Here is a 22908-nt window from a genome sequence, read left to right as displayed (position 1 = left end):
AAAATAAACGTCTTATTCCGTCGAATCCCGAAATGGCAGCCGAACCACAAACTCCGTGAACTCACCCTCCTGGCTTGCCACCGTGAGGGTGCCGCCGTGGCCCTGCACCACGATGTCGTGGGCCAGCGAGAGGCCCAGGCCGGTACCCTCGCCGGTGGGCTTGGTGGTGAAAAAGGGCTGAAAAATCTTGGCCCGCGCCGCTTCCGGGATGCCCGTGCCATTGTCGCGGATGCTGACTTCTACCTCGTCGCCGTCGCGGCGGGTGGCCACGGCCACAGTAGGCGCGTAGCCAGCTTCGCCGGCTTGCTGGCGCTGCTGCACGGCGTAGAAGGCATTGGTGAGCAGGTTGAGCAGCACCCGGCCCAGGTCGCCAGGTACGGCGGATACCAGCGGCAGGATGGGCGCAAAATCGGTTTTTAGGGTCGCGTTGAAGGATTTGTCGCGGGCTCGTAGGCCGTGGTAGGCCAGGCGCAGGTACTCATCGGCCAGGGCGTTGAGGTTGGTGGGCTGGCGCTCGCCGGTGCTGGCGCGGCTGTGCTGAAGCATCCCGCGCACGATGCTGGCCGCCCGCTGGCCGTGGAGGTTGATTTTGTGCAGGTTGTGGCGCAGGTCGTTCAGCAGTTCGGCTTCGAGGGCGGCGTCGGGGGTAGGGTGGGTTTGCTCGGCTTCCAGCTCGGCCACCAGCTCGGCGCTCACGTCGGCAAAGTTGTTGACGAAGTTGAGCGGGTTCTGAATCTCGTGGGCGATGCCGGCCGTCAGCTCGCCCAGGCTCGCCATTTTCTCGCTTTGGATGAGCTGCTGCTGGGTGGCGCGCAGCTCGCGCAGGGCGGCTTGCAGCGCGTCGGCCTGCTGAGTGAGGGCGGCCATGCGCTCATCTACCAAGTGTTCCAGCGCGACATTGCGGGCGGCTACTTGCTGGCGCAGCTGCTCGGCTTCGGCCAACCGCTCTTGCTCCTGGCGCAGGTTTTTTTTCTGCACAAAAGCCAGCACGAGCATCCCGCCCAGCCAGAGCAGGTTGAATTTGGACCACATGCGGAAATAGTCCCGGTAGGGCAGCACGAACTGCAAGTCCCGCGCCCGCAACACAAGCCCAATGGTATAATGCAGCGCCAGCGGCGTGAGGCCCCACAGCGCCGTGGCGGCCGGGCGGTAGCGGCGCAGGCGCAGCAGCACGGCCGCGCACACGCCCAGCACAAACAGCGTGTAGAGCACCGCAAACCACTTATTGACGTACCCGAACGCGGCCGACCCACCGAAGCCCAGCACCGCCGGCACCCACAGCCCCAGCAGCCACGCGCGCACCTGCGGCAGCTGCCGCGGGTTGTTGAGCAGGCTGCGCAGCACGCTCGCGGCCACAAACCCCAGCGTGGCCACCGACAGCAGCGGCCAATCAAAATGCGTGCGCCAGTATACTTCGTCGTGCTCCATAGCGGGAAACCGGCCCAGCCGGCCCCGCAAAGTAAAGCCTAGAATTTACGCATAATCATCTGTCCTGGCGGGCACGTTGCGCAAGCCCTAAATCGCTACCCCTACCCCAGCGCCTTTTCCGCCGCCGCGCGCTCGGCCGGCGTGTTCACGTTGCGCAGGGCCTCTTCACCGGGAGTAGGGAGCACTTCTACGTCGCTGTTGATGAGCATCTTGCGCGGGCACGAGTAGCCCAGGCCCAGGAAGCGCAGTAGTTCGGGGTAGGCGCGCGGCTCGAAAATGGTGATGAGTGGCTCGGGAAAATCATTATTGGGGCTTTGAAACGCGGTGGCCAGCCGGGCGGGCTGGCGGCCGGCCACCAGCGTGCGCAGCACGTTGGTGGTAAGGAAGGGCAGGTCGCAGGCCAGCACCAGCCAGGCCGCGTTGGGGTCATGCCGAAAAGCGGATAAGATGCCGCCCATTGGTCCCAGGCCCACAAAAGTATCGGGTAGCGGCTGTAAGCCGACGGGCATTTCCGCCGCCTGCTCGGCGCGGCACGACACGAAAACATCCTGGCAAACTTCGGCCAATAAGTCGGCGGCTACCTCGCGCTGCTCGCGGCCGGTGGGGCCGTAGCGCAGGCGGCTTTTGTCGGTTTGCATCCGCTGGCTGAGGCCGCCGGCCAGCACCAGCCCGCGCAGCGGGGCCTGCCGGGCCGCTAGCCACTGCCGCACCCAGGCAGCCAGCCCGGCCGGGTCGGCCAGCGCGAAGCGGGGTAGGGCGGCGTGGTGCGGCAGGTGCTGCTGCAAATAATCGGGCAGCTCGCCTACCCCCTCGGCCAGCACCAGCACCTGCACGTCGGTCAGCTTATCCAGCTTGTGGGCCAATGACTTGCGCGGGTCCACGAGCACGATTTGCTGGCGGGCGCGGAAGTGGTTGCCATTCACCAGCACCAGGTCGGCAGCGGCCAGCAGCGCGGGCTGCGCAAAGCGGTCGAACGGCCCGTGGTCGTCGCGGCGGCGGAAGTGAATCTTATCGGTTACTTCGGCCCAGGCTCCGGCTTGCAGCAGCGGGCTCAGTGTTTGGGCGGCCTCGGCATCGCCGCTGGCGTGGTCGGCATCCACGTAGCCCACGCGGTGCCCGGCCGGGGCCAAAGCAGCCGTGAGGCGGGCCGCCAGCCGCTGAATCTCGCCGCAGGGCGCGCCCAGCAAGGCCAGCTCGTGGCGGGCAAAGTCGCCCAGGTTGGGGCGGGTAAGGTCAGCGTGCTTGGCGCGGGGCAGGGGGGTAGGGCTCATGGATGGGGTAACAAGTGAGGGAGGATTTGGCTTGACGGAGAGTTTACGTAAAACATATTGTCATTCGTAAAGTCGCCCGTCCTTGCGAGCGCAGCGCGGCAATCTTTCAATCACGCTAAGATTACTAATCCAGTGAAGCGAACGACCAGGAAAGATTGCCGCGCTGCGCTCGCAAGGACGGGTAACTTTTACGTAAACCCACTTTTTATCCCTAAAGCCTACCTCCGTGCTTTCCGTTGAAGACGCTTACCGCCGCATCCTGGCCACTGTCCGGCCCCTACCTCCCGAAACCGTGCCACTGGCCGCCGCCGTGGGCCGCGTACTGGCCCAGGATGTAGCGGCCGACCGCGATTTCCCACCCTACGACCGGGTAACGATGGACGGCATCGCCCTAAACTACAACGCCTTAGCCGCCGGCCAAACGCAGTTCCGCATCGAGCGCACCCAGCTGGCCGGCGACGTGCCCCAGCCGCTGGCCGACCCGCGGGCGGCCATTGAAATCATGACCGGCGCGGCCCTACCCCCCGGCACCGACACGGTGATTCGCTACGAGGACCTGGATTTTACTGCTACGCCGGCCCGGCAGGCCGCCGTGCGCGCCCTGCCCCCCCGGCCGGGTCACAACGTGCACCGCCAGGGTAGCGACCAGCCCGCCGGGGCGCGGCTGCTAACATCGGGCCTCGTGCTGAGCCCGGCCGATGTGGCGGTGGCGGCCACTGTGGGCGCGGCCACGCTGGTCGTGGCCCGCCGCCCGCGCTTGGCCGTGGTGAGCACCGGCGACGAAATCGTACCCATCGCGGCCACGCCCCTGCCCCACCAGATTCGCAGTTCCAACGCCGCCATGCTGCAAGCCGCCTTAGCCCTGGACGGCGTGGCGAGCAAGGTATTTCATTTTACTGACGACCTGGCCGCGCTTAAAGCTAATTTATTACCGCTGCTAACCAGCTTCGACGCGGTGCTGCTTAGCGGGGGCGTGTCGAAGGGCAAGGCCGATTTTTTACCGCAAGCGCTACGCGAATCGGGGGTAAGCGAGCTTTTTCACCGGGTGGCGCAGCGACCGGGACAGCCGCTGTGGTTCGGGGCGCGGCCGGGCGGGGCGGTGGTGTTCGCGCTGCCCGGCAACCCGGTGGCCACGTTCGCGGCCTACTACCGCTACGTGCGCGGCTGGCTGCGGCAGTGCCAGGGCGCGGCGGCGCGGCCGCCGCAGTTCGCGGCGCTAGCCGCGCCGTTCGACTTTAAGCCCGCGCTGACTTGCTTTTTGGCCGTGCGCCTGGAAAACGCGCCCGATGGCCGGCTGCTGGCTTTCCCTACCCCCACCGCCGGCTCAGGTGACCTCGCGGGCCTGCTTGCCGCCGATGGCTTACTGGAGCTGGCCCCCGAGGTGAGTTATTTTGCGGCGGGTACAGTGTGGCCGCTGTGGCGCTACCGCGAGTAGCCGCGCCCAACTCATTCGGCTGCTTCACGTACCTAGCTCCAGGCTAGGTACTGGCTAATACCTTATCAATGAGCATCTTTTCTTCATCTATTCATCATCATGAAACGCATCAGCTGGTTACTCCTCATTCCGGTCCTAATGCTGGGCTTATTTCCCGCTTCGCAGGCCCAGGCGCAGGCACCGCCGCGCCGCGGCTGGAGCCCCCAGGCCAAAGATGCCGCCATCGGTGGGGCCGCCGGCATTTTGGGCGGCATCTTGGTTAATGGCCGCAATCGCAAGGTGGGTGCGCTAATTGGCGGCCTAGCGGGCACCGGCGTAGGCTACGCCGTAGGCAAGCACACGGATAACAAGCGCAAAGCCGCCGCCGCCGTGGCCGCCCAGCAGGCCGCCGCCCGCGAGCAGGCTGCCGCCGAAGCTCAGGCCGCGGCCAGCCAGCGGGACGCCGCCACCCAGCGCACCACCGCCGCCCAGGCTTCAGCGCGGGCTGCCGATGAGCGCGTTGCCACCGCGCGTGCCAATGCGGCTCGCACCAGTACTGCCCGCGCCGCCGCTGACCGCCGCCTCGCCGCCGAGCACCGCGCCGAAGCCAGCCAGGCTCAAGGGGCCGCGCCCGCCGTGGCCGACCTAGCCGTGGCTGCCGGCTTTTTCTCCAACCCTAACTACGACCAGACGGGCTATCCCTACTCTTTTTCGGAGGTGCGGCGCAAAAGCTGGTAGGTAGCAGGTTTTCAGCCCAGGCTCCCCGGCCTGGGTTTTTTTGTCCTCCTTCGTTCTTTCATTTCCAAAACTCTTCATGAAACTTTACCTGCTCTCCGGCTGCGTGGCGGCCCTGCTCACGGCTTGCTCCGGCAATCAAAACCAACCCGCGGCTACCGGCGCGGCCAGCCCCACGGCTAGCCCCAGCACCACGGCCGATGCACCCGCCGCCAGTGGCACAGCCGCCAACGTGGCCGACCTCGACCAGAAATTTGTGAGCGCCTGGAATGCCAAACAGGCGAGCCAGGTCACGGATATGCTGGCCGATGACGTGCAGTTTTTGCAAGGCGAAACGCATTTCAGCGGCAAGGACGAGGTGACCAATAAGTGGGTAACCCCGACTATTACCACAATCTCTAACCTCAAAACCAATAGTCTCAGTACCGGTAGCGATGCTGGCATGGCCTATGAGGCCGGCACGTTTACGGTGGACGTGCTGCCCACCGCCACCGAGAAAGCCACCGGCGCGGGCTCCGGCAACTACGTCTTTTTGTGGAAGAAAGCCAGCGACGGCAACTGGAAAATCAGTCTCGCCCAGCTCGAAGACCTGCCCGTGCAGGAGAAAAAATAACGCCGACCACGGCGCAAACTAAAGGCCCGGCGAATGTCGCCGGGCCTTTTTTGGGTTATAGCATTGGCCGGTTTCAGACCTGCTCCAGATATTCTTCGCCGTTGAGCACCGACTCCATGTGCTGGCTTTCTTCCTCCGTAAAAAGCCGGGAGCGGATGAGAAAACGCACGCCCAACGGGATTTCCAAGGAGAAACTTGCGCCCCTACCCTTCGTCACGTCCACGGTCAGTTGGGTGTGCTGCCAGTACTCGAACTGGCTGGCGCTCATAAAAAAGTCGCAGCCATGAATCTGGCCCAGCCACACATCGCTACCGCCCACCCGAAACTCGCCCTTCTGGAAGCACATCGGCGAGGAACCATCGCAGCAGCCGCCACTTTGGTGAAACATAAGCGGGCCGTGCTCGTCGCGCAGCAGGTCAATGGTGGCTTCGGCGGCGGTAGTGACGAGGACGCGGGAGGTAGGCATCTTTGGGCAACGGGTGAATGGGTGATACTGAAGCTATTTAGGGACTGCCCAAGAATCAAAGAAGAACGTCATGCTTCGGCAAGCTCAGCATGACGTTCTTCTTTGGTTGATTAATTTACGATTAAATCCCTTAAAAGAACCCTAGTTTTTGTTGGCTGTAAGAAATCAGCATATTCTTGGTCTGCCGATAGTGGGCCAGCATCATTTTGTGGTTTTCGCGGCCGAAGCCGGAGGCTTTGTAGCCGCCAAAGGGCGCGCCAGCGGGGTAGTCGTGGTAGCAGTTCACCCACACGCGGCCGGCCTGAATGGCGCGGGGCATCATATACATTTCGTGGGCATCGCGGGTCCAGAGGCCGGCACCGAGGCCGTAGAGCGTGTCGTTGGCAATGGCAATGGCCTCTTCACTGTCCTTAAAAGTGGTGACGGACAGCACCGGGCCGAAGATTTCCTCCTGGAAAATCCGCATCTTGTTGTGGCCCCGGAAGATGGTGGGCTGGATGTAGTAGCCTTCGGCCAGCGCGCCGTCTTCCTGCTGGTACGCGTCGCCGCCCACCAGTACTTGCGCCCCTTCGGCCTTGCCGATTTCGAGGTAGCTCAGGATTTTCTCAAACTGGTCGTTCGAGGCTTGCGCGCCCATCATCGTGTTGGTATCCATTGGGTTACCGAGCTTGATAGCTTTCACGCGGGCGATAACGCGGGCGATGAACGCGTCGTAAATGTCTTCGTGTACCAGCAGTCGCGAGGGGCAGGTGCAGATTTCACCCTGGTTGAGCGCAAACATCACCGCGCCCTCAATGCACTTGTCGAGGAAATCATCGTCGTGGTCCATCACGCTCTTGCAGAACACGTTGGGCGACTTGCCGCCCAGTTCCATCGTCACGGGGATGATATTTTCGGCGGCATATTGCAGAATGAGGCGACCGGTGGTCGTTTCGCCGGTGAAGGCGACTTTCTGCACGCGCTTGTTGCTGGCCAGCGGCTTGCCGGCTTCTAGGCCGAAGCCGTTCACTACATTGAGTACGCCGGGCGGAATCACTTCTTGCAGCAACTCCATAAGGACCATAATGCTGGCGGGCGTTTGCTCGGCGGGTTTCACCACCACGCAGCAGCCGGCGGCCAGGGCGGGCGCAATTTTCCAGGTCGCCATCAGCAGCGGGAAGTTCCAGGGAATAATCTGCCCCACCACGCCCAGCGGCTCCTGAATTACCAGCGATAATGTACTTTCATTCAGCTCAGTAGCGGAGCCTTCTTCAGCCCGAATTACGCCCGCAAAGTAGCGGAAGTGGTCGATGGCCAGCGGCAGGTCAGCAGCCATCGTTTCGCGGATGGCCTTGCCATTTTCTATCGTCTCGACTGCCGCCAGGTAGGGCAGGTTGGCCTCCATGATGTCGGCGATTTTCAGTAGCACACCGCTGCGAACGGTCGGCGAGGCTTTGCTCCAGGTTTTGAAGGCTTCGTGGGCCGCGTCGAGCGCCAGCTCAATATCTTCCTTGGTACTGCGGGCCACTTTGCAGAACGCCTTGCCATCAATCGGCGACGGGTTGTCGAAGTACTGACCCTTAACGGGAGCGACCCATTTGCCGCCGATAAAGTTGTCGTAGTGCGATTTAAAATTGGGCCGGGCCACTACGGTAGTTGGTTTTTCAAGCGTTTCAACCATGATAAAGGGTGGGATTTGGTGAGGAATGAAAATGGGACACAGCCACAGTTAACCTGAACAGCGGCAAATCAACAATACTAAGTTAGTAAGTCATTACTCACTAAAAAAGTTACGGCTCGGATAGTTGGTAAAAATTGTTAACCGGCTGAGGACTGCCCGTCCTTGCGAACATGTTGCGCATCAAGCAAGGGCAAACGTTTTCGCTCTACCCCTCTCAATAAGCAATGCTCACTACCTCCACCTCTTTCGTAGCCGGGCCGAGGTGCAAAGTCACGACCTGGCCTACTTGCGCGCCCTGCACAGCGCGGGCGATGGGCGCCACGAAGCCAACCTTACCCTGCGCGATGTCTGCCTCATCCACACCCACAATGGTGAAGGTGCGCTCGAACCCGACCCTACCCCCCTGCCGGGTGCGCAGCCTGACGGTGGCCCCGAAGCGCACCTCGCCGGGAGGCTGGGTGGCGGGGTCCACGAGGCGGGCGCTGGCCAGGCGCTCGGTGAGGAGCGCGAGCCGGCCGTTGAGCAGCGAGAGGCGGTGGGTGCGGTCGGTGTCGTTGCCGCGGTCGGCTTCGCTGGCGGGGCGGGTGGCTTCGAGCGTGACCAGCTCGGCGCGCAGCTGCTCTAGGCCGTTGGGCGTCACATAGTTTGGGGTACCGGGCGGCAGTGCGGCGCGAGGCGGCACGATGGGCGGCGTTTGGGCATCGTCCTCTTTTATAAATCCTCGGCTCATACCCAGGCAAACGCGGACCGGGCAGGCGGGTTGCGCAGCCCAATTGTAACCCTGGCGGGCAGTTTGGGGTTAATGCCTGCTATTTCGCCATTATCCCTACCCCGATTCGTTCGCGTTATCCTGATGCCTGAGTTACTAACCGAGCCTTTTATTCTTAGCTCCAGCCCTACCCCCGCCCGCGGCCTCGATACCGCTTTAGTCTGGCTCATGGCTCTCACCTGCGGGCTGGTGGTGGCCAATATTTACTACAACCAGCCGCTGCTGGCCGCCATCGGGCGCACGTTTCACGTGCCCGACAGCCAGGCCAGCCTGGTGGCTACGGCCACCCAAATCGGCTACACGCTGGGCATTCTGTTGGCCGTGCCGCTGGGCGATATGCTGGAGCGCAAGCGTCTTATTCTCTGGATGCTGGTAGGCGCGGCGGTGTGCCTGGGCGGCGCGGCGCTGGCCCCTACGTTCGCGCTGCTGGCGGTGGCGAGCGTGCTCATTGGCATCTGCTCGTCGGTGCCGCAACTGCTGCTGCCGATGGCGGCGCACCTAGCCCCCGAGGCCGACCGCGGCCGTATCGTGGGGCGCATCATGAGCGGGCTGCTGATTGGGATTCTGCTCTCGCGCACGGTGAGCGGCTACGCGGGCGCACACCTGGGCTGGCGGGTGGTATTTGCCGGCGCGGCGGGCCTCATGCTGGCGCTCACGGGCCTGCTGGCCTGGCGGCTGCCGCAGGACCGGCCTAATTTCACGGGCACCTACGGCTCGCTGATGCGCTCACTGGGCACGCTGACGCGCGAGTTGCCGACGCTGCGGCGGTCGGCGCTGGTGGGGGGTAGCATTTTCGCCGCATTCAGCGTGTTCTGGACGACGCTGGTTTTTTACCTCGGTAGCCCGGCGTATGGCTACGGCAGCGATGTAGCGGGCTTTTTTGGACTGGTGGGGGCCGCCGGCGCGCTGGCCGCGCCGCTGGCCGGCGGCCTGGCCGACCGGCGCGGGCCAAGCTACGCCATCACGGCGGGGCTGGGGCTGGCGCTGGCTTCGTACCTATTGCTGGGGGTAGGCGGCGGCTACCTGGCCGGGCTGATACTAGGCATTCTGCTACTCGACGTGGGCGTGCAGTCGGTCCACATCTCCAACCAAACGCTCGTGTTTTCGCTGCGCCCCGAGGCCCGCAGCCGCCTCAACACGGTGTACATGACGGGCTATTTCACGGGCGGCTCCCTAGGCTCCATCGTCGGCGGCCTGGCCTGGACGCACTTCGGCTGGCCGGGCGTGTGCGCCGTGGGCAGCGCGTTCGTGGCCCTGGCGCTGGCGTTGCACCGGTTTTATGGGCGGGGACAAATAATCGGGTGAGCATTTCAGTTGGCCAAGTGCTGCCGCAGTAACCCAATATATTGGGCAGTCAAATCATCCTGCTTATGTAAGGCAGAGTTTTGGGCTACTGCTAGGAGTGAGCCGTAAAGTGGCTCAAAGTCAGACGGGTTCATTTGTTCGTTAAACCGAGGCCGTAACGGGCTGATATCCATTAGAACGGCCATTGCTGTCCACCTAACCTGCTCATCAGAATCAGCTAATTTGGTGGATAATAGGGAGAGCACGGGCTTAGCGTACAAATGCAGGTATTGACGACTTTCTCGAATGGCGAATAAAAACGTTACCGTATGGCTGGCATTAGTTGTTGCCCCAATTGCTTGTAATAATGCTACTACGGAGAGCGGGCCAGTAGCTGTCAAAGCCAAAACTGCTCGGTCAAGTACCCTCAGCTTCTCATTGACCACTACCACTAGCAAGTTAGGTATGGCTTGGCTGGCATAGCGCCGCAATTCCACCTTGAAGTGCCGCCACAGTAAATCCAGACACCAAAAGTCAACCCGACTATCAGCCGTGACACCTAATCCAGCAAATAAACCAGCATAATGTGCGGCCCTATCATCCTCAGCAGTTAGCAATTGCATAGCCTGCTCCTGTTCGGCTTGACTACCATAAATAATCCGCTGTACCAGTTCAAGAGTTTCCATACCTACCCCAACCGCCCCAAGCACACCTCCAAGCTCGCTCGCCAATGCGGAATAGCTACCCCCAACGCCTGCTTCACCTTGCTCTTATCCATGACCGAAAAGGCGGGCCGCGTGGCTTTGGTAGGATACTCGGCGGTGCGGATGGGTAGGGTCTTCACCGGCGTGCGGCCCAGCTCGAAAATAGCCGTGGCGAAGTCGTACCACGAGGCCACGCCCTCGTTGCTGTAGTGGTAGATGCCGTAGGCTGTGCTTTGGCTCTCCACAATGTGCAGGATGCAGCCGGCCAGGTCGATGGCGTAGGTAGGCGTGCCGAGCTGGTCCCAGATAATCTTCAGCTCGTCGCGCTCGCGGCCGAGCTTGAGCATGGTTTTCACGAAATTATTGGCGTACTCGGAGTAGAGCCAGCTCGTGCGCAGGATGAAATACTGGCTGGTATGAGGCGGAATCACCTGCTCGCCCGCCAGCTTGGTGCGGCCGTAGACGCTGATGGGTGCGGCCTCGTCGGTTTCAACCAGCGGCTGGTTACCGGTGCCGGCAAACACGAAATCGGTGGAAATCTGGACAAGCGTAGTGCCGAACTCGCCGCAGAGCCGGGCCAGGTTGGCTACCCCCTCGCAGTTGACGCGCTGGGCCAGGTCGGGCTCGTCCTCGGCCTTATCTACGGCCGTGTAGGCGGCGCAGTTGACGGCGTAAGCCGGGCGGTGCTGCGCAAATAGCTCGCGTAAGCCGGTGGGGTTTAAGATATTGGCCTGCGCTTCGGGTGGAAAGACCAGACCGGTTAATTTCTTTTCTTTGGCTACGTGCGCCAGGCACTGCCCCAATTGGCCCGAGGCCCCAAAAACCAGCGTCGTCTGCATTTATTCAGTAAATAGCGTTCAGGCCGCAAGTTATGTAGAGACGCGACCCTGCGCGTCTCTCGGCGCTAAGGGTCGCTCACGCAGGGAGAGTGGCGCAGGGTCGCGGCTTTATAAACTTGGCGGCTCGGGCCCGCGTTTGTTCTTTATCGGCTCGAAGCGCCGTTCGCGGGGCTGCTTCTCGCTCAGGTATTTCCAGTAGCGGCGCGGCATTTGGCGCTGGTGCAGCTTGATATTCTTGCGCTCGGGGATGTTAACGTGGTCGAAATACGCCTGCCAAAGGATTTTGAAGAGCGGCTCGCGCTCATCGAGCACCGTGGCCGCTACCTCGCCGGGGCGGGGGGTAGCGCGGCCAGTTTCAAACTCCACGATGGTCGTCTGGCGCAGGTCATAATACAGCCCGTAGCGGCGCTTCTTGTCAAAAATCAGCCAGCGCTGGTCGGCATAGCGGCGGGTAAAGTGGCCGGCAATGAGCGGCAGCACGTCAAAATCGGGCTCGATGGTGGCGTGAAACAGGCCGTCCTGGGCCTTCTCGAAGCGCACGAAAGCCTCCATGCGGTGTTTCTCGCGGAAGAGCTGCTGAGCCAGGCGCTGCATGCGGCGCACGGTGGGGTCGGCGTAGTTTTCGGAGATGTCGCGGCCCGCGCGCAGGGCCATGTCCGCGTAGCGGAAAATGAGCAGCTCGCGCTCGGGGTCTTCGCTCAGAAAGACGTGGTAGAGCCGGGCCCGCGCCGCGTCGGGCATAAAGCGCAACAGGCCGTCCCAGGTGCGGGTAGCCAGCGTTTCGTCGGTATCGATGGCTACGGCCTGGGCAAACAGCCCGCCTTGCGCCGCGCCTTCGGGCTGAATGCTATTGGGGGCCGAGCGGCGCTCATACACCCGAAACAGCACCGTGAGCAGGCCCTCAAACGAGCCGTCGTAGGTGTAGTCGGCGGGTGGATGGTGCAGCGTGGGCGCGGGTGGGCGCGGGGCCACCGGGCCTACCCCCGCATGGGCATCGGGGCGGCGCAGGGGGGTAGGGACACTCACGCGGGTAAAGTAGTAGCAGGCGTAACGGCCGCCGACTCGGCCATAAAATTCAGCAGCCGGGCATTCACACCCGCCGCTTCTTCAAGCTGCACCCAGTGCGTGGCCTCGGGGAAATAGTGCAGGCGGCCATCCTGGCACTGCGTGAGACTGATTTTGGCCAGCCGGGCGTTCAAAAAAGCATCGCGCTGGCCCCAGAGCACTTGCACCGGCACTCGAATGGGCGGCCACGTGCCGGCTGGCCGCCGCAGCGCCCGGTACCAATTGACCATCGCCGCCGCGGCCCCCGGCTGCGCCCAGGCTACTTTGTAGCGCGCCACTTCGGCCGCGCCGAAGGTACCGGGCCGGCTGGTGCGGCGCAGCGCCTGCTCGCCCCAGCGCCAGTTGCGCCGCCGTAGCAGCCACTCGGGCAGGCTTGGCAATTGAAAAAATAGAATATACCAGCTTCGCAGCAGCTGGTCGGGCACACGCCATAGGCTGGGGCCTACCACGGCCGGGTGCGGCACGTTGAGAATAGTAGCCCGCGCCACGCGCTGGGGGTAGTGCGCGGCCAGATACCACGCCACGATGCCGCCCCAGTCGTGGCCCACGATAAATGCCTGGCGGCAGTCCGCCGCATCGAGCAAGCCAATAATATCGGCGGCCAGGGTCGGCAGGACGTAATCTTTGATTTTCAAGGGCTTATCGCTCAGGTTATAGCCGCGCTGGTCGGGGGCCCACACGCGGTAGCCGGCGGCAGCCAGCGCCGGAAGCTGCGCCCGCCAGCTGTACCAAAACTCCGGAAAGCCGTGCAGTAGCACCACGAGCGGGCCATTGGCGGGGCCGCACTGCACCACGTGCAGCCGCAGGCCATTGGTGGGCACGGTGTGGTGTTCGAGGGGGTAGTCCATGTGGGCTGTACCCGGCTACCCCCCCAAAAGGTTACGCGCCGGCCCGCTTACGCCGCCACGCCAGGCTGCTCCGAGGCCAGGCTCGCGGCGCGGGCCGCGTCGTGCAGGTGGCGCACCAGGGGCAGCAGCTCCGAAATACGGCAGCAACACGACAGGCGCGGGGCTTTGCCAATACCCAGGGGGGTAGGGCCAGCCAGCGCCAGCAGCGGCTCAGCAGCGAGCGAAGCGGGGGCCGACGCGACGGCGGGGGCGCGATGAGTAATCTGCATGGGTATAAAGAAGTTATCCCGGCCACCGCGGCCAGGCAAGCTGAGGACCAGCGGCTACTTCGCCACCAGCGTATCGGTGAGGTAGCCGCTGGCGGTCACGAACCGGAAGTAGTAAGTGCCGGGCTGGGTCGGCACAAAAGTGTAGAGAGCCTGAGCCAACGTGGTCGTTTGGGGGCAGTTGCAGCCGTTGTAGTCCACCTGCACGCCAAGCAGGTGGGTGTTGGCGGCTACCGGCACCTGCTCGGCCACGCTGCTGAGCTTCCCGCAGGGGCTCCCCGGCTGGTAGGTGAGGGAGTAAGTGGCGGGCTGATTCACGGTCACCGTTTTGGGGCCGATGGCGCTGCTCACGGGTACCACCTGCGTGCTCTGGCACTCGCTGGGCGAACTATTGTTCAGGCAGCCGCTCAGGCTGAGGGTGCTTGCGGCGAGCAGAATTTTTTTCATGCGAATAGCTGCGGTAAATAGGCAGTGGATAAATGGACAAGAGTACCTGCTTTTCTTCCATTCCGCACACTGCACTAGCTATGCCAATTTAAGTTACGTGTTCCGTCAACCCTACCCCACCTGGGCAAACAAGTCCAGTTGCTGCGTGACTAAAGCCGAGCGCGTAGCCTTACCTCCAAACAAAATCTGGCGGCGCACCTGCTGCGAGTCCAGCTCGCCGAGGGCAGCCGGAGCCAGGCCCCGCGCCGAAAGGAAATGCCGCGCCCGCTTCATCACTATCCCAAACTGGCCGAGGTGCTCGGCCGTAAGCGACGTAAAGCGCCGGGCCTGGATAATGCGCTCGACGGAGCGCGCCCCTACCCCCGGAATGCGCAGCAGCACGGCGCGGTCGGCCACGTTCACATCCACCGGAAACAGGTGGCGGTTGCGCAGCGCCCAGGCCAGCTTGGGGTCGATTTCGAGGTCGAGGTACGGGTGCGCGGGGTCCAGAATCTCGTCGGCCTCAAAGCCGTAAAAACGCATCAGCCAGTCGGTTTGGTACAGCCGGTGCTCGCGCACGAGCGGCGGCTGCGTGACTTGCGGCAGGCGCGCATCGTCGGTAATCGGCACGTAGCCCGAGTAATACACCCGCTTGAGGCCGTAGCCTTGGTAGAGCGAGTCGGAGAGCTTAATTATCTGTAAATCATTCTCATCCGATGCCCCCACGATGAGCTGCGTACTCTGGCCGGCAGTGGCAAACTGCGGTACCTTCTTAAACAGCGCCTTCTCCTCTTTATTCTGAATAATACCGTCCCGAATCTGGGCCATCGGGGTCAGAATCTCGGCGTAGTTCTTCTCCGGAGCCAGGTTTTGCAAGGCCAGCTCCGAGGGCAGCTCGATATTCACGCTCAGGCGGTCGGCGTAGAGGCCGGCTTCCTGAATCAGCTCGGGCGACGCGCCGGGGATGGTTTTGACGTGGATGTAGCCGTTGAAATTGTGCTCGGTGCGCAGCTTTTTCACGATGCGCACCAAACGCTCCATCGTGTAGTCGGGCGAGCTGAAAATGCCGCTGCTCAGAAACAGACCCTCGATGTAGTTGCGGCGGTAAAAGTTGATGGTCAGGTCCACCACTTCATCCACGGTGAAGGCGGCGCGCTTCACGTCGTTCGAGCGGCGCGACACGCAGTAGGCGCAGTCGAAGATGCAGTGGTTGGTGAGCAGAATCTTGAGCAGGCTCACGCAACGGCCGTCCTCGGTAAAGCTGTGGCAGATGCCCATGCCCTCGGCGGTGCCCAAGCCCTGCTGCTCGTTTTTGCGCTTGCCGCCACTGCTGCTGCACGATACGTCGTACTTGGCGGCGTCGGCTAAGATGCTTAGCTTCTCCTGAATGCGCTCGTTCATCGAAACGGGGTGGTTTGGCGGGGGTAAAAGTAGCGCCGGCCACTGAAATTGGCAAGCTTTTGATAAGCTAATTTTTTTAGAAAAAGTTTCCTTACCCGTGGCGCTTCGCACCACATTCAGCGGCTTACGTTGCCTACCCCCTACCGCCGGTGCCATACCTTAACGGGGGGTAGTAGCGTTGGGGTAGACGCGCAAGCCGGGCCCTGCCGCGCGCGGCCCGCCGTAACTTGCGCGTAGTGCCGCCGTGCCCGATGTCGCGTAGTTTTTTAATCCTGTGTCTTTCATTAGTAGGCTTGCTGCTGAGCGGGCCGGGCCGGGTGCGCGCCCAGGATTTTACCCCGCGGGTGGCCGTGCCGCCCGACTCGCTGCGCGCCGCCGAAAAAATCGTGGCCCCGCCCGCCGACTCGCTGGGCCGGCGCTTTGATGAGGCGCGGGTGCGCCTGAACCTAGAGCGCTACACCCGGCGCAGCACCATTATGGGACGGTCGCTAGCGGCGTTTTTTCGCTTTACCAAGCCGCGGCAAGAAGACCACGGCCTCGACGCGGTGCTGCTCAACCGGCAGTTCGACCAGCACAACTTCAAGATTGTGCGGCGCGTCAGCATCACGCCCTTCGATGCCTTTGGGTATAGCCTGAACGACTCGTTGCGCCAGCCGCACACGTTTCTGGAGAAGTCGGGCAATGCCGTGCACATCCGCACGGCGCGCTCGCGCATCCGGCAGGTGCTGCTGTTTCGGGTGGGCCAGCCGCTGCTGCCGCAGGCCCTGGCTGAAAGTGAGCGCCTGCTGCGCCAGACCGACGAAATTCTCGACGCCCGCGTGCTAGTAAATGAGGCCACCGCTACCCGCGACAGCGTGGATATTCTAGTGTACACCACCGACGTGTTCAGCCTCACGGGGGGCTACGAGCTGCGCGGCGGGCTAAACCAAGCCGTAGTGACGGCCGGCGACCAGAACTTCTTAGGCCTGGGCCACCAACTCAGCAACCGCTACCAGTTTGGCCGCGACCTGCCCCAAACCTGGGGCTACGAGGCGGGCTACCGGGCACCGTTCCGCAACTTCGTGTACGCTGAGGGGCACTACTATAATGAGTTCGAGTCACACTCGGGCGGGGTGTCGGCGCGGCGCGACTTCTACTCGCCCAGCGCCCGCTGGGCCGGCGCGCTTACGGCCGACGTCTTTAACCTGCGCATCGTGTTACCGCGCGATGCCCCCCCCGCCGAAGGCCAGCCCCCCAATTACAAGATACGCTCCTACACCAGCCAGACGCTGTGGGTGGGGCGCGCCCTGCGCCTGCGCTCCTACGACCTGGGCTACGAGAACCCCGGCCGGCTTATCATCGCGGGTAGCATTATCAACGAGCACCATACTACTAACCCCGCCAACACCCCCGACGACCGCACCCGCGTCATTCTGCTAGGCTCGGTGGGCTATTCAGTGCGCCGGTATTACAAGGACAAGTACCTTTTTGGCTTTGGCCGCACCGAGGACGTGCCGGCCGGCACGCTGCTCAGTTTCACGACCGGCGTAGAGCACAACGCGGTGGGGCCGCGCCGCTACTTCGACGTGCGCGTGGCCGGGGCGGGCTACTCCGAGCGCCAGGGCTACCTCTACGGCAGCCTCGATTTCAATACCTTTCAGCGGGTGCTCGATGGCGGTTGGGAGCAGGGCCTGCTCAGCGGGCAGGTGCTGTACTTTACGCGGCGCTTCCGGGCGGGCAACTATTTGAGCCGCCACCTGCTGAACGCCCGCGTCACGGCGGGCTTCAACCGCTACCCCGCCGAGGTGCTGCTGAGCGGCGTTAGTAGCAACCCCGACGGTGTGCGCGGCTTCCGGCCCAGCGGCCAGATACTGGCTACCAGCCGCCTGCTGGCCAACTACGAGGGCACCGTGTACACGCCGCTCTCGCTGCTGGGCTTCCGGGTGGCGGTGCTGGCCTTCGCCGATATGGCAGTGGTGAACGAGCGCATTGGTGGCGGCTCGCCCTTCGGCGGCGACGCGCCCTACACCGGCTTTGGCCTGGGCCTGCGCTTCCGCAACGAGCTGACCGTGCTGCGCACGTTCCAGATTCTGCTGGGCTTCTACCCCCGCGGCCAGCTCAGCCCCAACGGCTTGCGCCTGTTCGAAACCAACCGCGACTCTTACAATTTTAGCGACTTCAGCTTCGGCCAACCCAGCGTGGTGCAGTACGGTATTCAGTAGCCGACCATTCAACTAAGTAAAGCAGTAACCGGCCCGCGACGCGCAGAGCAAGCCCTCTACGTAGGCCGCTCCAGCGTTGAAGCGCAGTAAATCAGCGCCTACCCCATTCAAAGAGATGGAGCCAGCGCTACTCCTGAAACTCGATGGGCAGCGTGCACGATACCCGCACGGCCTGCCCTTGCTGCTGGGCAGGCACCCAGTTGGGCATGAGCCACACCAGCCGCAGGGCCTCTTCGTTGAGGCCGCTGCCGGGACCGCGCACCACCGAAGCATCGGTGATATGCCCGGCGGCATTCAGGATAAAGCATACGTACACCTTACCTGTAACGTGCTGACGCAGAGCCAACTCAGGGTAACGCAGGTTTTTCATCAGGTAAGCGCGTAAAGCCGCGTCGCCGCCCGTAAACTGCGGTCGCATCTGCGGGTTCACGAAAATAGAATCGGGCTTGAACAGCAAGCCGGGGGTAGGCGTGGCCCTGGGGGCAGCGCTCGCGGCCAGGCTACCCATTGGTAGCGGCCCGGCGGAGGCCAGTGCGGGGCTCTGGGCCAGCGCGGAGCTCTGGGCCAGCGCGGAGCCGGCCAAAGCCAAGCTAAGTAAGAGTAAGCAAGATATAAATCGCATGGTCATAAAGGTAAAAAAAATATAACACTGGCTGCAGTGATAAGCTATCCATTGTCAAATTTAAGGGTTTTTGATTCATTTTTATAGTACTTTTCCGAACAACGTCCCGATTCTTCCAAGGATGCTGAAAATTCCTGGTTTTAGCTTATTTCGGCGCGCTGTGCCGGGCGGCCCTACCTTCGCGGCCTTCACCTGTCGGCGCTTGCCGGCCTTTCCGTACTTATGCGTCTCGGCGATTTTAACGACCTCGAAATAGCCCGCGAAGTCAGCATTGGCTTCTACCTGACCAGCGACGACGGCGACCTACTGTTGCCCGAGAAGTACCGCCCGGTAGGCGTGCACGTGGGCGACATCATCCGCGTGTTCGTGTACCGCGACTCGGAAGACCGCCTCATTGCCACCACGTTAGAGCCGCTGGCCGTGGTCGATAGCTTCGCCGCGCTCGCCGTGCGCGACGTGGGCCCGCCCGGCGCTTTCCTCGACTGGGGCCTCGAAAAAGACCTATTGCTACCCCACGCCAACCAGCGCCAGCCCGCTCGCCCCGGCGACTGCGTGCTAGTGTATGTGTACCTGGACGACGCTACCGACCGCCTCGTGGCCTCGGCCAAGTGGCAGCAGTTTCTGAATCCTGAGCCCTTCCAAGGGGCTGAGGGCGCGAGTGTGCAGTTGCTCATCGCGGAGGAAACGCCGCTCGGCTACCACGTCATCGTGAACGGCACCCACGCGGGCTTACTCTATGGCAATGAAGTATTTAGACCTTTACGCCTGGGCGAGATACTACCCGGCCACCTGCGCCAGATTCGAGCCGATGGCAAGCTCGACGTGCGTCTCGGCCAGGCCGGCTACAACGAGGTAGCCAGTGCCGCCGGCCTCGTACTCGCCGCCCTGCGCCAGCGCCCCGACGGCCGCCTACCTCTCGGCGATAAAAGCCTGGCCGACGACGTGTACCGCCGCCTGGGTATGAGCAAAAAAGTCTTTAAAAAAGCCATTGGCTCGCTCTACAAGCAGGGTTTGGTAGAACTGGGCCCTGAGGAAACCCGGCTGGCAGTAGCCAAGTAGCGGTATCTCTTTCGGGTGCTTTTTGCCTTATGTTGCAGTTTATTTTTATGTAAAAATATTTTGTATTATCCTGATTTGAACTGGGTTTAGAATTTTTCAACTGAATAATCAATCAGTTTAGATAAGTTACTGAGCTACCCTACCCGAAACTTCTTTAATAAAGCCCGCTGTGCCACTCGGCCAAGCGGGCTTTTTTGTGCTCGCCCGGCACTCTCTCGCAGACCACGAATTTCTAAAAACGGATAGTACAGTTTTAAAACTTAGAAGTAAGTTTTAAAACTGTACTATCCGTTATATCTTTAGCGTATGGAAGAGCTAACGAAAACCGAAGAACCCATCATGCAAGCGCTGTGGAAGTTAAAGCAGGCTTTCGTGAAGGACATCATCGAGCACCTACCCGACGACCCCAAGCCGCCCTACAACACCGTGTCGTCGGTGGTGCGTATTTTGGAGCGGAAGGGCTATCTGGGATTCAAGGCTTACGGTAAAACCTACGAGTACTTTCCACTCATCAGCAGGGCGCAATATCGGGCCCAAAGCCTGAAACGCCTGATGGCCCGCTACTTCGATAACTCGCCAGCCGCGCTTGTCTCCTATATGGTGGAGGAAACCTTGAGCCCGAAGGAGTTGCAGCAATTACGCAAGCTACTGGCCAATGACGACGATGCTACCCCCCAAGCCCGGCCATGACCAACGGCCTGCTCCCGTGTCTAGCAGCGGCTACGGCCTGCCAGGTAGCTTTTAACTTGTGCTATCGGCTGCTGCTGGCCCGCCTCAGCACCTTCGGCTGGAATCGCGCTTACTCGCTGGGTACATTGGTAGCCAGCGCGTTGCTACCCCTGGTAGCGTTGCCAGCCGCCTGGGCACGGCTGTTATAGCCGGCCGCCACGGTCCCGAGTCTGCCAGCGTGGAAGCTAGCTGCCGCGGCCGCGGCCATCGATGCACCTGCGGTGGCTCCGGCGGCAAGCCTACCCTGACTGACGGTGGTACTGGTAGCTTACTAGCTGGGCGTGGCCTGGCAGGAAGGACGCACGGGGCGCAGCTTGGGCTGGCTGTATCGGCTGGTACGAAGGCACCCGCGCACGCGGCTGGGGCGGGACTGGCTGGTGCAGCTGCCCGCGCCGGGCCGGCCTTTTCCTTCGGGCGCTACGTGTTTTTGTCGCCGGCCCACACGCAGCTCATTACCCCCGACTATGCCCAACTACTTCAGTATAAGCAGGTACATAGTACCCAATACCACTCCTTCGACCTGCTGTTGGCCGAGGTAATCGGTTGGTTCTTTTGGTTCAACGGCCTGGTGCCTTATCTGCGTTGGCAGCTGCAAACGGTACACGAGTATCTGGCCGATGCCACTGTAACGCGCCACGCTGGCAGCCACTGCGCCTATGGCCACCTGCTGCTCAAGCTAGCCACCGGGCCACTGCCAGTTTCATTGGTTCACCCCTTTTCTACCAAGCAGGTTGCCCTACGCCTACAAATACTCACCAATCCTCCCTCTTCTCTCATGAAAAAGCTTCGTTTTCTGTTAGTTATTCCGGTGGCTACCCTTGCTTGAGTGAGCGCGACGGCCCTTGGCCCTACCCCCTCGTCGGCAGCCAAAGCGCCGGGCTCAGTTTCTCATACTTTGCGCGCCCAAAGCCGGATTGGGACTATCACGTGGCTGGGCCATCACTTTCTGTCGGCTGCGCAGCTCACCAGGGCGCTGGGGCTGAAACCAAGTGATGCCTATAGCAAAGAAGCGCTGGATGCCAAGCTCAATTACTGGCCCGACAATAGTGACTTTACCTCCCGCTACATGAACCAAGGCTACTTGTTTTTCGCGCTGAGCCCAGTGGCCAAAACCCAAGCCGATGGAACCACCGACTTACTTTTTACCCTGCATGAAGGCCCTACTGCTCAAGTAGATACCATCACCGTGAAAAGTAACCGCAAAATAGCTACTGCCGATATCCTGCGCATGCTACCGCTGCACCAGGGCGAGCTGTTTAGCCGCGCCAAGCTCATTCAATCGCAGCGCGTGCTGACCAAAAGCGGCTTTTTTGACCCCACCAAAATTGCTGTCAACCCGCAGCCCGACCCAGCGAGGGGCTTGGTCAACGTAGGATTTGTGGTCGTGGAAAAATAGCTTCTCCCATTTTTTCATTTCCGAGAATTTGCTTTTTCAAAAAATCGTCGTTCCTTTGCCCCCGCAAACCGACCCCAACTAATGACCTTCGTCGCAACCGTTTCGCAAAGCTGGTGGCACTCAACCTTCCCAAGAGGCTGAGCATTAGGCATTATAAGTTGGTTGAACCCCTTAGAGATTCTCCAAGCCCGCTGCTCACCGCAGCGGGCTTTTTTGTTGTCCCCTACCCCCGTCTTTCCTCGCCATGCTGGCCGCTACTGCTACTTCTTCCGCCACCATTGTTCATAGCCGCCACCGCCGCCTGCTGGCCGATACCCTCACGCCGGTGAGCCTGTACCTGCGGCTGCGCGACCAGTTTGTGGGCACGCTGCTGCTTGAAAGCTCCGACTACCACGGTAATAACAACAGCTTTTCCTACCTCTGTTTCAGCCCGGTAGCGCGCTTTGAGCTCGATAAAAACCAGCTCACCACCCAGCGCCCCGGCCAGCCGGCCGCCACCAGCACGCTGGCCGACCCGCGCCAGGCGCTCACGCATTTGCGGGAGTTTCGGAGCAGCTTCCAGCCGGCCGCGCCGTCGGGGCTGCCGTTCATTACCAACGGGCTGTTTGGGCACATGGCCTACGAGGCGGTGCAGTATTTTGAGGATGTGACGCTGCGCGATAAGCCAGGGGCCAGCACGGTGCCGGCCATCGTGTACCAGGCATTTCGCTACGTTATCGCCATCAACCACTTCAAGGACGAGCTGTATTTATTTGAGCATCAGTACCTGAACGAGGGCGAAGAGCCGGTAGCCGACACGCTCGATTACATCGAAACGCTCATCCAGAACCGCAACTTTGCTACCCATGCTTTTCACCTCACCGGCGAGGAAACGTCGAACGCCACCGATGCCGAGTACCTGGAGCTAATTCGGCTGGGGCAGCACCACTGCCAGCGCGGCGACGTGTTTCAAATGGTGCTTTCGCGGCGCTTCCAGCAGGGTTTTCAGGGCGATGAGTTTAATGTGTACCGGGCGCTGCGCTCGCTCAATCCGTCGCCCTACCTGTTCTTTTTCGACTACGGCAGCTACAAGATTTTCGGCTCCTCGCCCGAGTCGCAGATTGTGGTGAACAAGGGCCAGGCGGTGCTCTACCCCATCGCGGGCACCTTCCGGCGCACCGGCGACGACGCGGCCGACGCCCGCCTGGCCCAGGAGCTGCTCAACGACCCCAAGGAAACCGCCGAGCACGTGATGCTCGTGGACCTGGCCCGCAACGACCTCAGCCGCCGCTGCGACGTGGTGGCCGTGGAGCGCTTCAAGGAAATCCAATACTACTCACACGTTATTCACCTGGTTTCCAAGGTAGTGGGCCAGCTTGGCCCCGACACCGAGCCGCTCGATGTGGTGGGCGAAACCTTCCCGGCCGGCACGCTTTCGGGCGCGCCCAAGTACCGCGCCATCCAGCTCATCGATGAGTACGAGAGCACGCAGCGCGGCTTCTACGGCGGCTGCATCGGGGCGCTCGACTTTGGCGGCGACTTCAACCACGCCATTATGATTCGCACTTTTCTCAGCAAGGACAATACGCTGTATTACCAGGCCGGCGCGGGGGTAGTGGCCAAGTCGGTACCGGCCAACGAGTTGCAGGAAGTACATAATAAGCTGGGCGCGCTGCGCGCGGCTATGCAGCAGGCGGAAAAGGTGTAATCATTTTCAGTAAATAGGCGGTCAT

24 protein-coding genes are annotated in these 22908 nt (G+C 61.9%); 11 read left to right on the top strand and 13 right to left on the bottom strand.

The genetic code is table 11. The features are described from left to right. Positions 1-12: 12 nt before the first annotated feature. Both LC531_RS02570 and LC531_RS02565 read right to left on the bottom strand, forming a co-directional pair. Complete coding sequence (locus tag LC531_RS02570) at positions 13-1428, bottom strand: sensor histidine kinase (protein WP_223648767.1); 1416 nt, start codon at positions 1426-1428, stop codon at positions 13-15. A 101-nt stretch (positions 1429-1529) separates the two neighbouring features. Further along, a complete protein-coding gene (locus tag LC531_RS02565; RefSeq protein WP_223648766.1) occupies positions 1530-2699 on the bottom strand; it encodes an NTP transferase domain-containing protein in 1170 nt (389 codons plus the stop codon). A 226-nt stretch (positions 2700-2925) separates the two neighbouring features. On the opposite strand from LC531_RS02565, the gene LC531_RS22850 reads away from it, so the two are divergent. From LC531_RS22850 to LC531_RS02550, 3 genes are all read left to right on the top strand, one after another. Then, positions 2926-4134, top strand: coding sequence for a molybdopterin molybdotransferase MoeA (locus tag LC531_RS22850; RefSeq protein ID WP_223648765.1), 1209 nt, complete (start codon positions 2926-2928; stop codon positions 4132-4134). 99 nt (positions 4135-4233) lie between these two features. Beyond that, positions 4234-4851 (top strand): glycine zipper domain-containing protein, encoded by a 618-nt coding sequence (locus tag LC531_RS02555; protein ID WP_223648764.1) that lies wholly within the window; start codon positions 4234-4236, stop codon positions 4849-4851. Positions 4852-4927: 76 nt separating this feature from the next. Beyond that, the gene (locus tag LC531_RS02550; protein ID WP_223648763.1) at positions 4928-5461 is read left to right on the top strand and encodes a YybH family protein; all 534 of its coding nucleotides are present in this window, start codon (positions 4928-4930) and stop codon (positions 5459-5461) included. 73 nt (positions 5462-5534) lie between these two features. On the opposite strand, the gene LC531_RS02545 is transcribed toward LC531_RS02550, so the two are convergent. The 3 genes from LC531_RS02545 to LC531_RS02535 form a co-directional block, all read right to left on the bottom strand. Beyond that, positions 5535-5927, bottom strand: coding sequence for a DUF779 domain-containing protein (locus LC531_RS02545; RefSeq protein ID WP_223648762.1), 393 nt, complete (start codon positions 5925-5927; stop codon positions 5535-5537). 130 nt (positions 5928-6057) lie between these two features. Continuing rightward, on the bottom strand, positions 6058-7587 hold the full coding sequence (locus LC531_RS02540) for an aldehyde dehydrogenase family protein (RefSeq protein WP_223648761.1): 1530 nt from the start codon (positions 7585-7587) through the stop codon (positions 6058-6060). Between the two features lie 214 nt (positions 7588-7801). Further along, entirely contained in the window at positions 7802-8317 is a 516-nt protein-coding gene (locus tag LC531_RS02535) for a GreA/GreB family elongation factor (protein WP_223648760.1), read from the bottom strand. A gap of 123 nt (positions 8318-8440) precedes the next feature. Here LC531_RS02535 and LC531_RS02530 point away from each other — a divergent pair, with 123 nt between their 5' ends. Further along, positions 8441-9661, top strand: coding sequence for an MFS transporter (locus LC531_RS02530; protein WP_223648759.1), 1221 nt, complete (start codon positions 8441-8443; stop codon positions 9659-9661). Positions 9662-9666: 5 nt separating this feature from the next. On the opposite strand, the gene LC531_RS02525 is transcribed toward LC531_RS02530, so the two are convergent. The 7 genes from LC531_RS02525 to LC531_RS02495 form a co-directional block, all read right to left on the bottom strand. Then, positions 9667-10326, bottom strand: a complete 660-nt coding sequence (locus LC531_RS02525) for a hypothetical protein (RefSeq protein WP_223648758.1) — start codon at positions 10324-10326, stop codon at positions 9667-9669. Between the two features lie 2 nt (positions 10327-10328). Beyond that, positions 10329-11183 carry a dTDP-4-dehydrorhamnose reductase gene (gene rfbD, locus LC531_RS02520; RefSeq protein WP_223648757.1) on the bottom strand — a complete coding sequence of 285 codons (855 nt, stop codon included), beginning with the start codon at positions 11181-11183 and terminating at the stop codon, positions 10329-10331. A 108-nt stretch (positions 11184-11291) separates the two neighbouring features. Beyond that, on the bottom strand, positions 11292-12209 hold the full coding sequence (locus tag LC531_RS02515) for a TIGR03915 family putative DNA repair protein (RefSeq protein WP_223648756.1): 918 nt from the start codon (positions 12207-12209) through the stop codon (positions 11292-11294). Then, positions 12206-13096 (bottom strand): alpha/beta fold hydrolase, encoded by an 891-nt coding sequence (locus LC531_RS02510; RefSeq protein ID WP_223648755.1) that lies wholly within the window; start codon positions 13094-13096, stop codon positions 12206-12208. The genes LC531_RS02515 and LC531_RS02510 overlap by 4 nt, the downstream gene beginning before the upstream one ends. Before the next feature lie 47 nt (positions 13097-13143). Beyond that, positions 13144-13365 (bottom strand): hypothetical protein, encoded by a 222-nt coding sequence (locus LC531_RS02505; RefSeq protein ID WP_223648754.1) that lies wholly within the window; start codon positions 13363-13365, stop codon positions 13144-13146. A 54-nt stretch (positions 13366-13419) separates the two neighbouring features. After that, positions 13420-13809, bottom strand: coding sequence for a hypothetical protein (locus LC531_RS02500; RefSeq protein ID WP_223648753.1), 390 nt, complete (start codon positions 13807-13809; stop codon positions 13420-13422). Positions 13810-13920: 111 nt separating this feature from the next. Then, on the bottom strand, positions 13921-15189 hold the full coding sequence (locus LC531_RS02495; RefSeq protein WP_223648752.1) for a putative DNA modification/repair radical SAM protein: 1269 nt from the start codon (positions 15187-15189) through the stop codon (positions 13921-13923). A gap of 251 nt (positions 15190-15440) precedes the next feature. On the opposite strand from LC531_RS02495, the gene LC531_RS02490 reads away from it, so the two are divergent. Further along, a complete protein-coding gene (locus tag LC531_RS02490; RefSeq protein ID WP_223648751.1) occupies positions 15441-17390 on the top strand; it encodes a BamA/TamA family outer membrane protein in 1950 nt (649 codons plus the stop codon). 127 nt (positions 17391-17517) lie between these two features. On the opposite strand, the gene LC531_RS02485 is transcribed toward LC531_RS02490, so the two are convergent. Continuing rightward, positions 17518-17973 (bottom strand): energy transducer TonB, encoded by a 456-nt coding sequence (locus LC531_RS02485; protein WP_223648750.1) that lies wholly within the window; start codon positions 17971-17973, stop codon positions 17518-17520. Between the two features lie 261 nt (positions 17974-18234). Here LC531_RS02485 and LC531_RS02480 point away from each other — a divergent pair, with 261 nt between their 5' ends. The 6 genes from LC531_RS02480 to LC531_RS02455 all read left to right on the top strand — a co-directional run bounded on the left by LC531_RS02480 (position 18235) and on the right by LC531_RS02455 (position 22883). After that, positions 18235-19071: a CvfB family protein gene (locus tag LC531_RS02480; protein WP_223648749.1), complete on the top strand. Its 837-nt coding sequence runs from the start codon at positions 18235-18237 to the stop codon at positions 19069-19071. Positions 19072-19377: 306 nt separating this feature from the next. Continuing rightward, positions 19378-19761, top strand: coding sequence for a BlaI/MecI/CopY family transcriptional regulator (locus LC531_RS02475; protein WP_223648748.1), 384 nt, complete (start codon positions 19378-19380; stop codon positions 19759-19761). Next, positions 19758-19949 carry a hypothetical protein gene (locus LC531_RS02470; RefSeq protein WP_223648747.1) on the top strand — a complete coding sequence of 64 codons (192 nt, stop codon included), beginning with the start codon at positions 19758-19760 and terminating at the stop codon, positions 19947-19949. The genes LC531_RS02475 and LC531_RS02470 overlap by 4 nt, the downstream gene beginning before the upstream one ends. A gap of 29 nt (positions 19950-19978) precedes the next feature. Continuing rightward, the gene (locus LC531_RS02465; protein WP_223648746.1) at positions 19979-20626 is read left to right on the top strand and encodes a M48 family metalloprotease; all 648 of its coding nucleotides are present in this window, start codon (positions 19979-19981) and stop codon (positions 20624-20626) included. Between the two features lie 69 nt (positions 20627-20695). Then, entirely contained in the window at positions 20696-21196 is a 501-nt protein-coding gene (locus tag LC531_RS02460; protein WP_223648745.1) for a POTRA domain-containing protein, read from the top strand. Positions 21197-21440: 244 nt separating this feature from the next. Beyond that, the gene (locus tag LC531_RS02455; protein WP_223648744.1) at positions 21441-22883 is read left to right on the top strand and encodes an anthranilate synthase component I family protein; all 1443 of its coding nucleotides are present in this window, start codon (positions 21441-21443) and stop codon (positions 22881-22883) included. Positions 22884-22908 lie beyond the last annotated feature (25 nt).

This window comes from Hymenobacter psoromatis (genome assembly GCF_020012125.1).
Classification (GTDB): Bacteria; Bacteroidota; Bacteroidia; order Cytophagales; family Hymenobacteraceae; genus Hymenobacter; species Hymenobacter psoromatis.
This window is presented reverse-complemented; position numbering and strand designations above follow the sequence as displayed.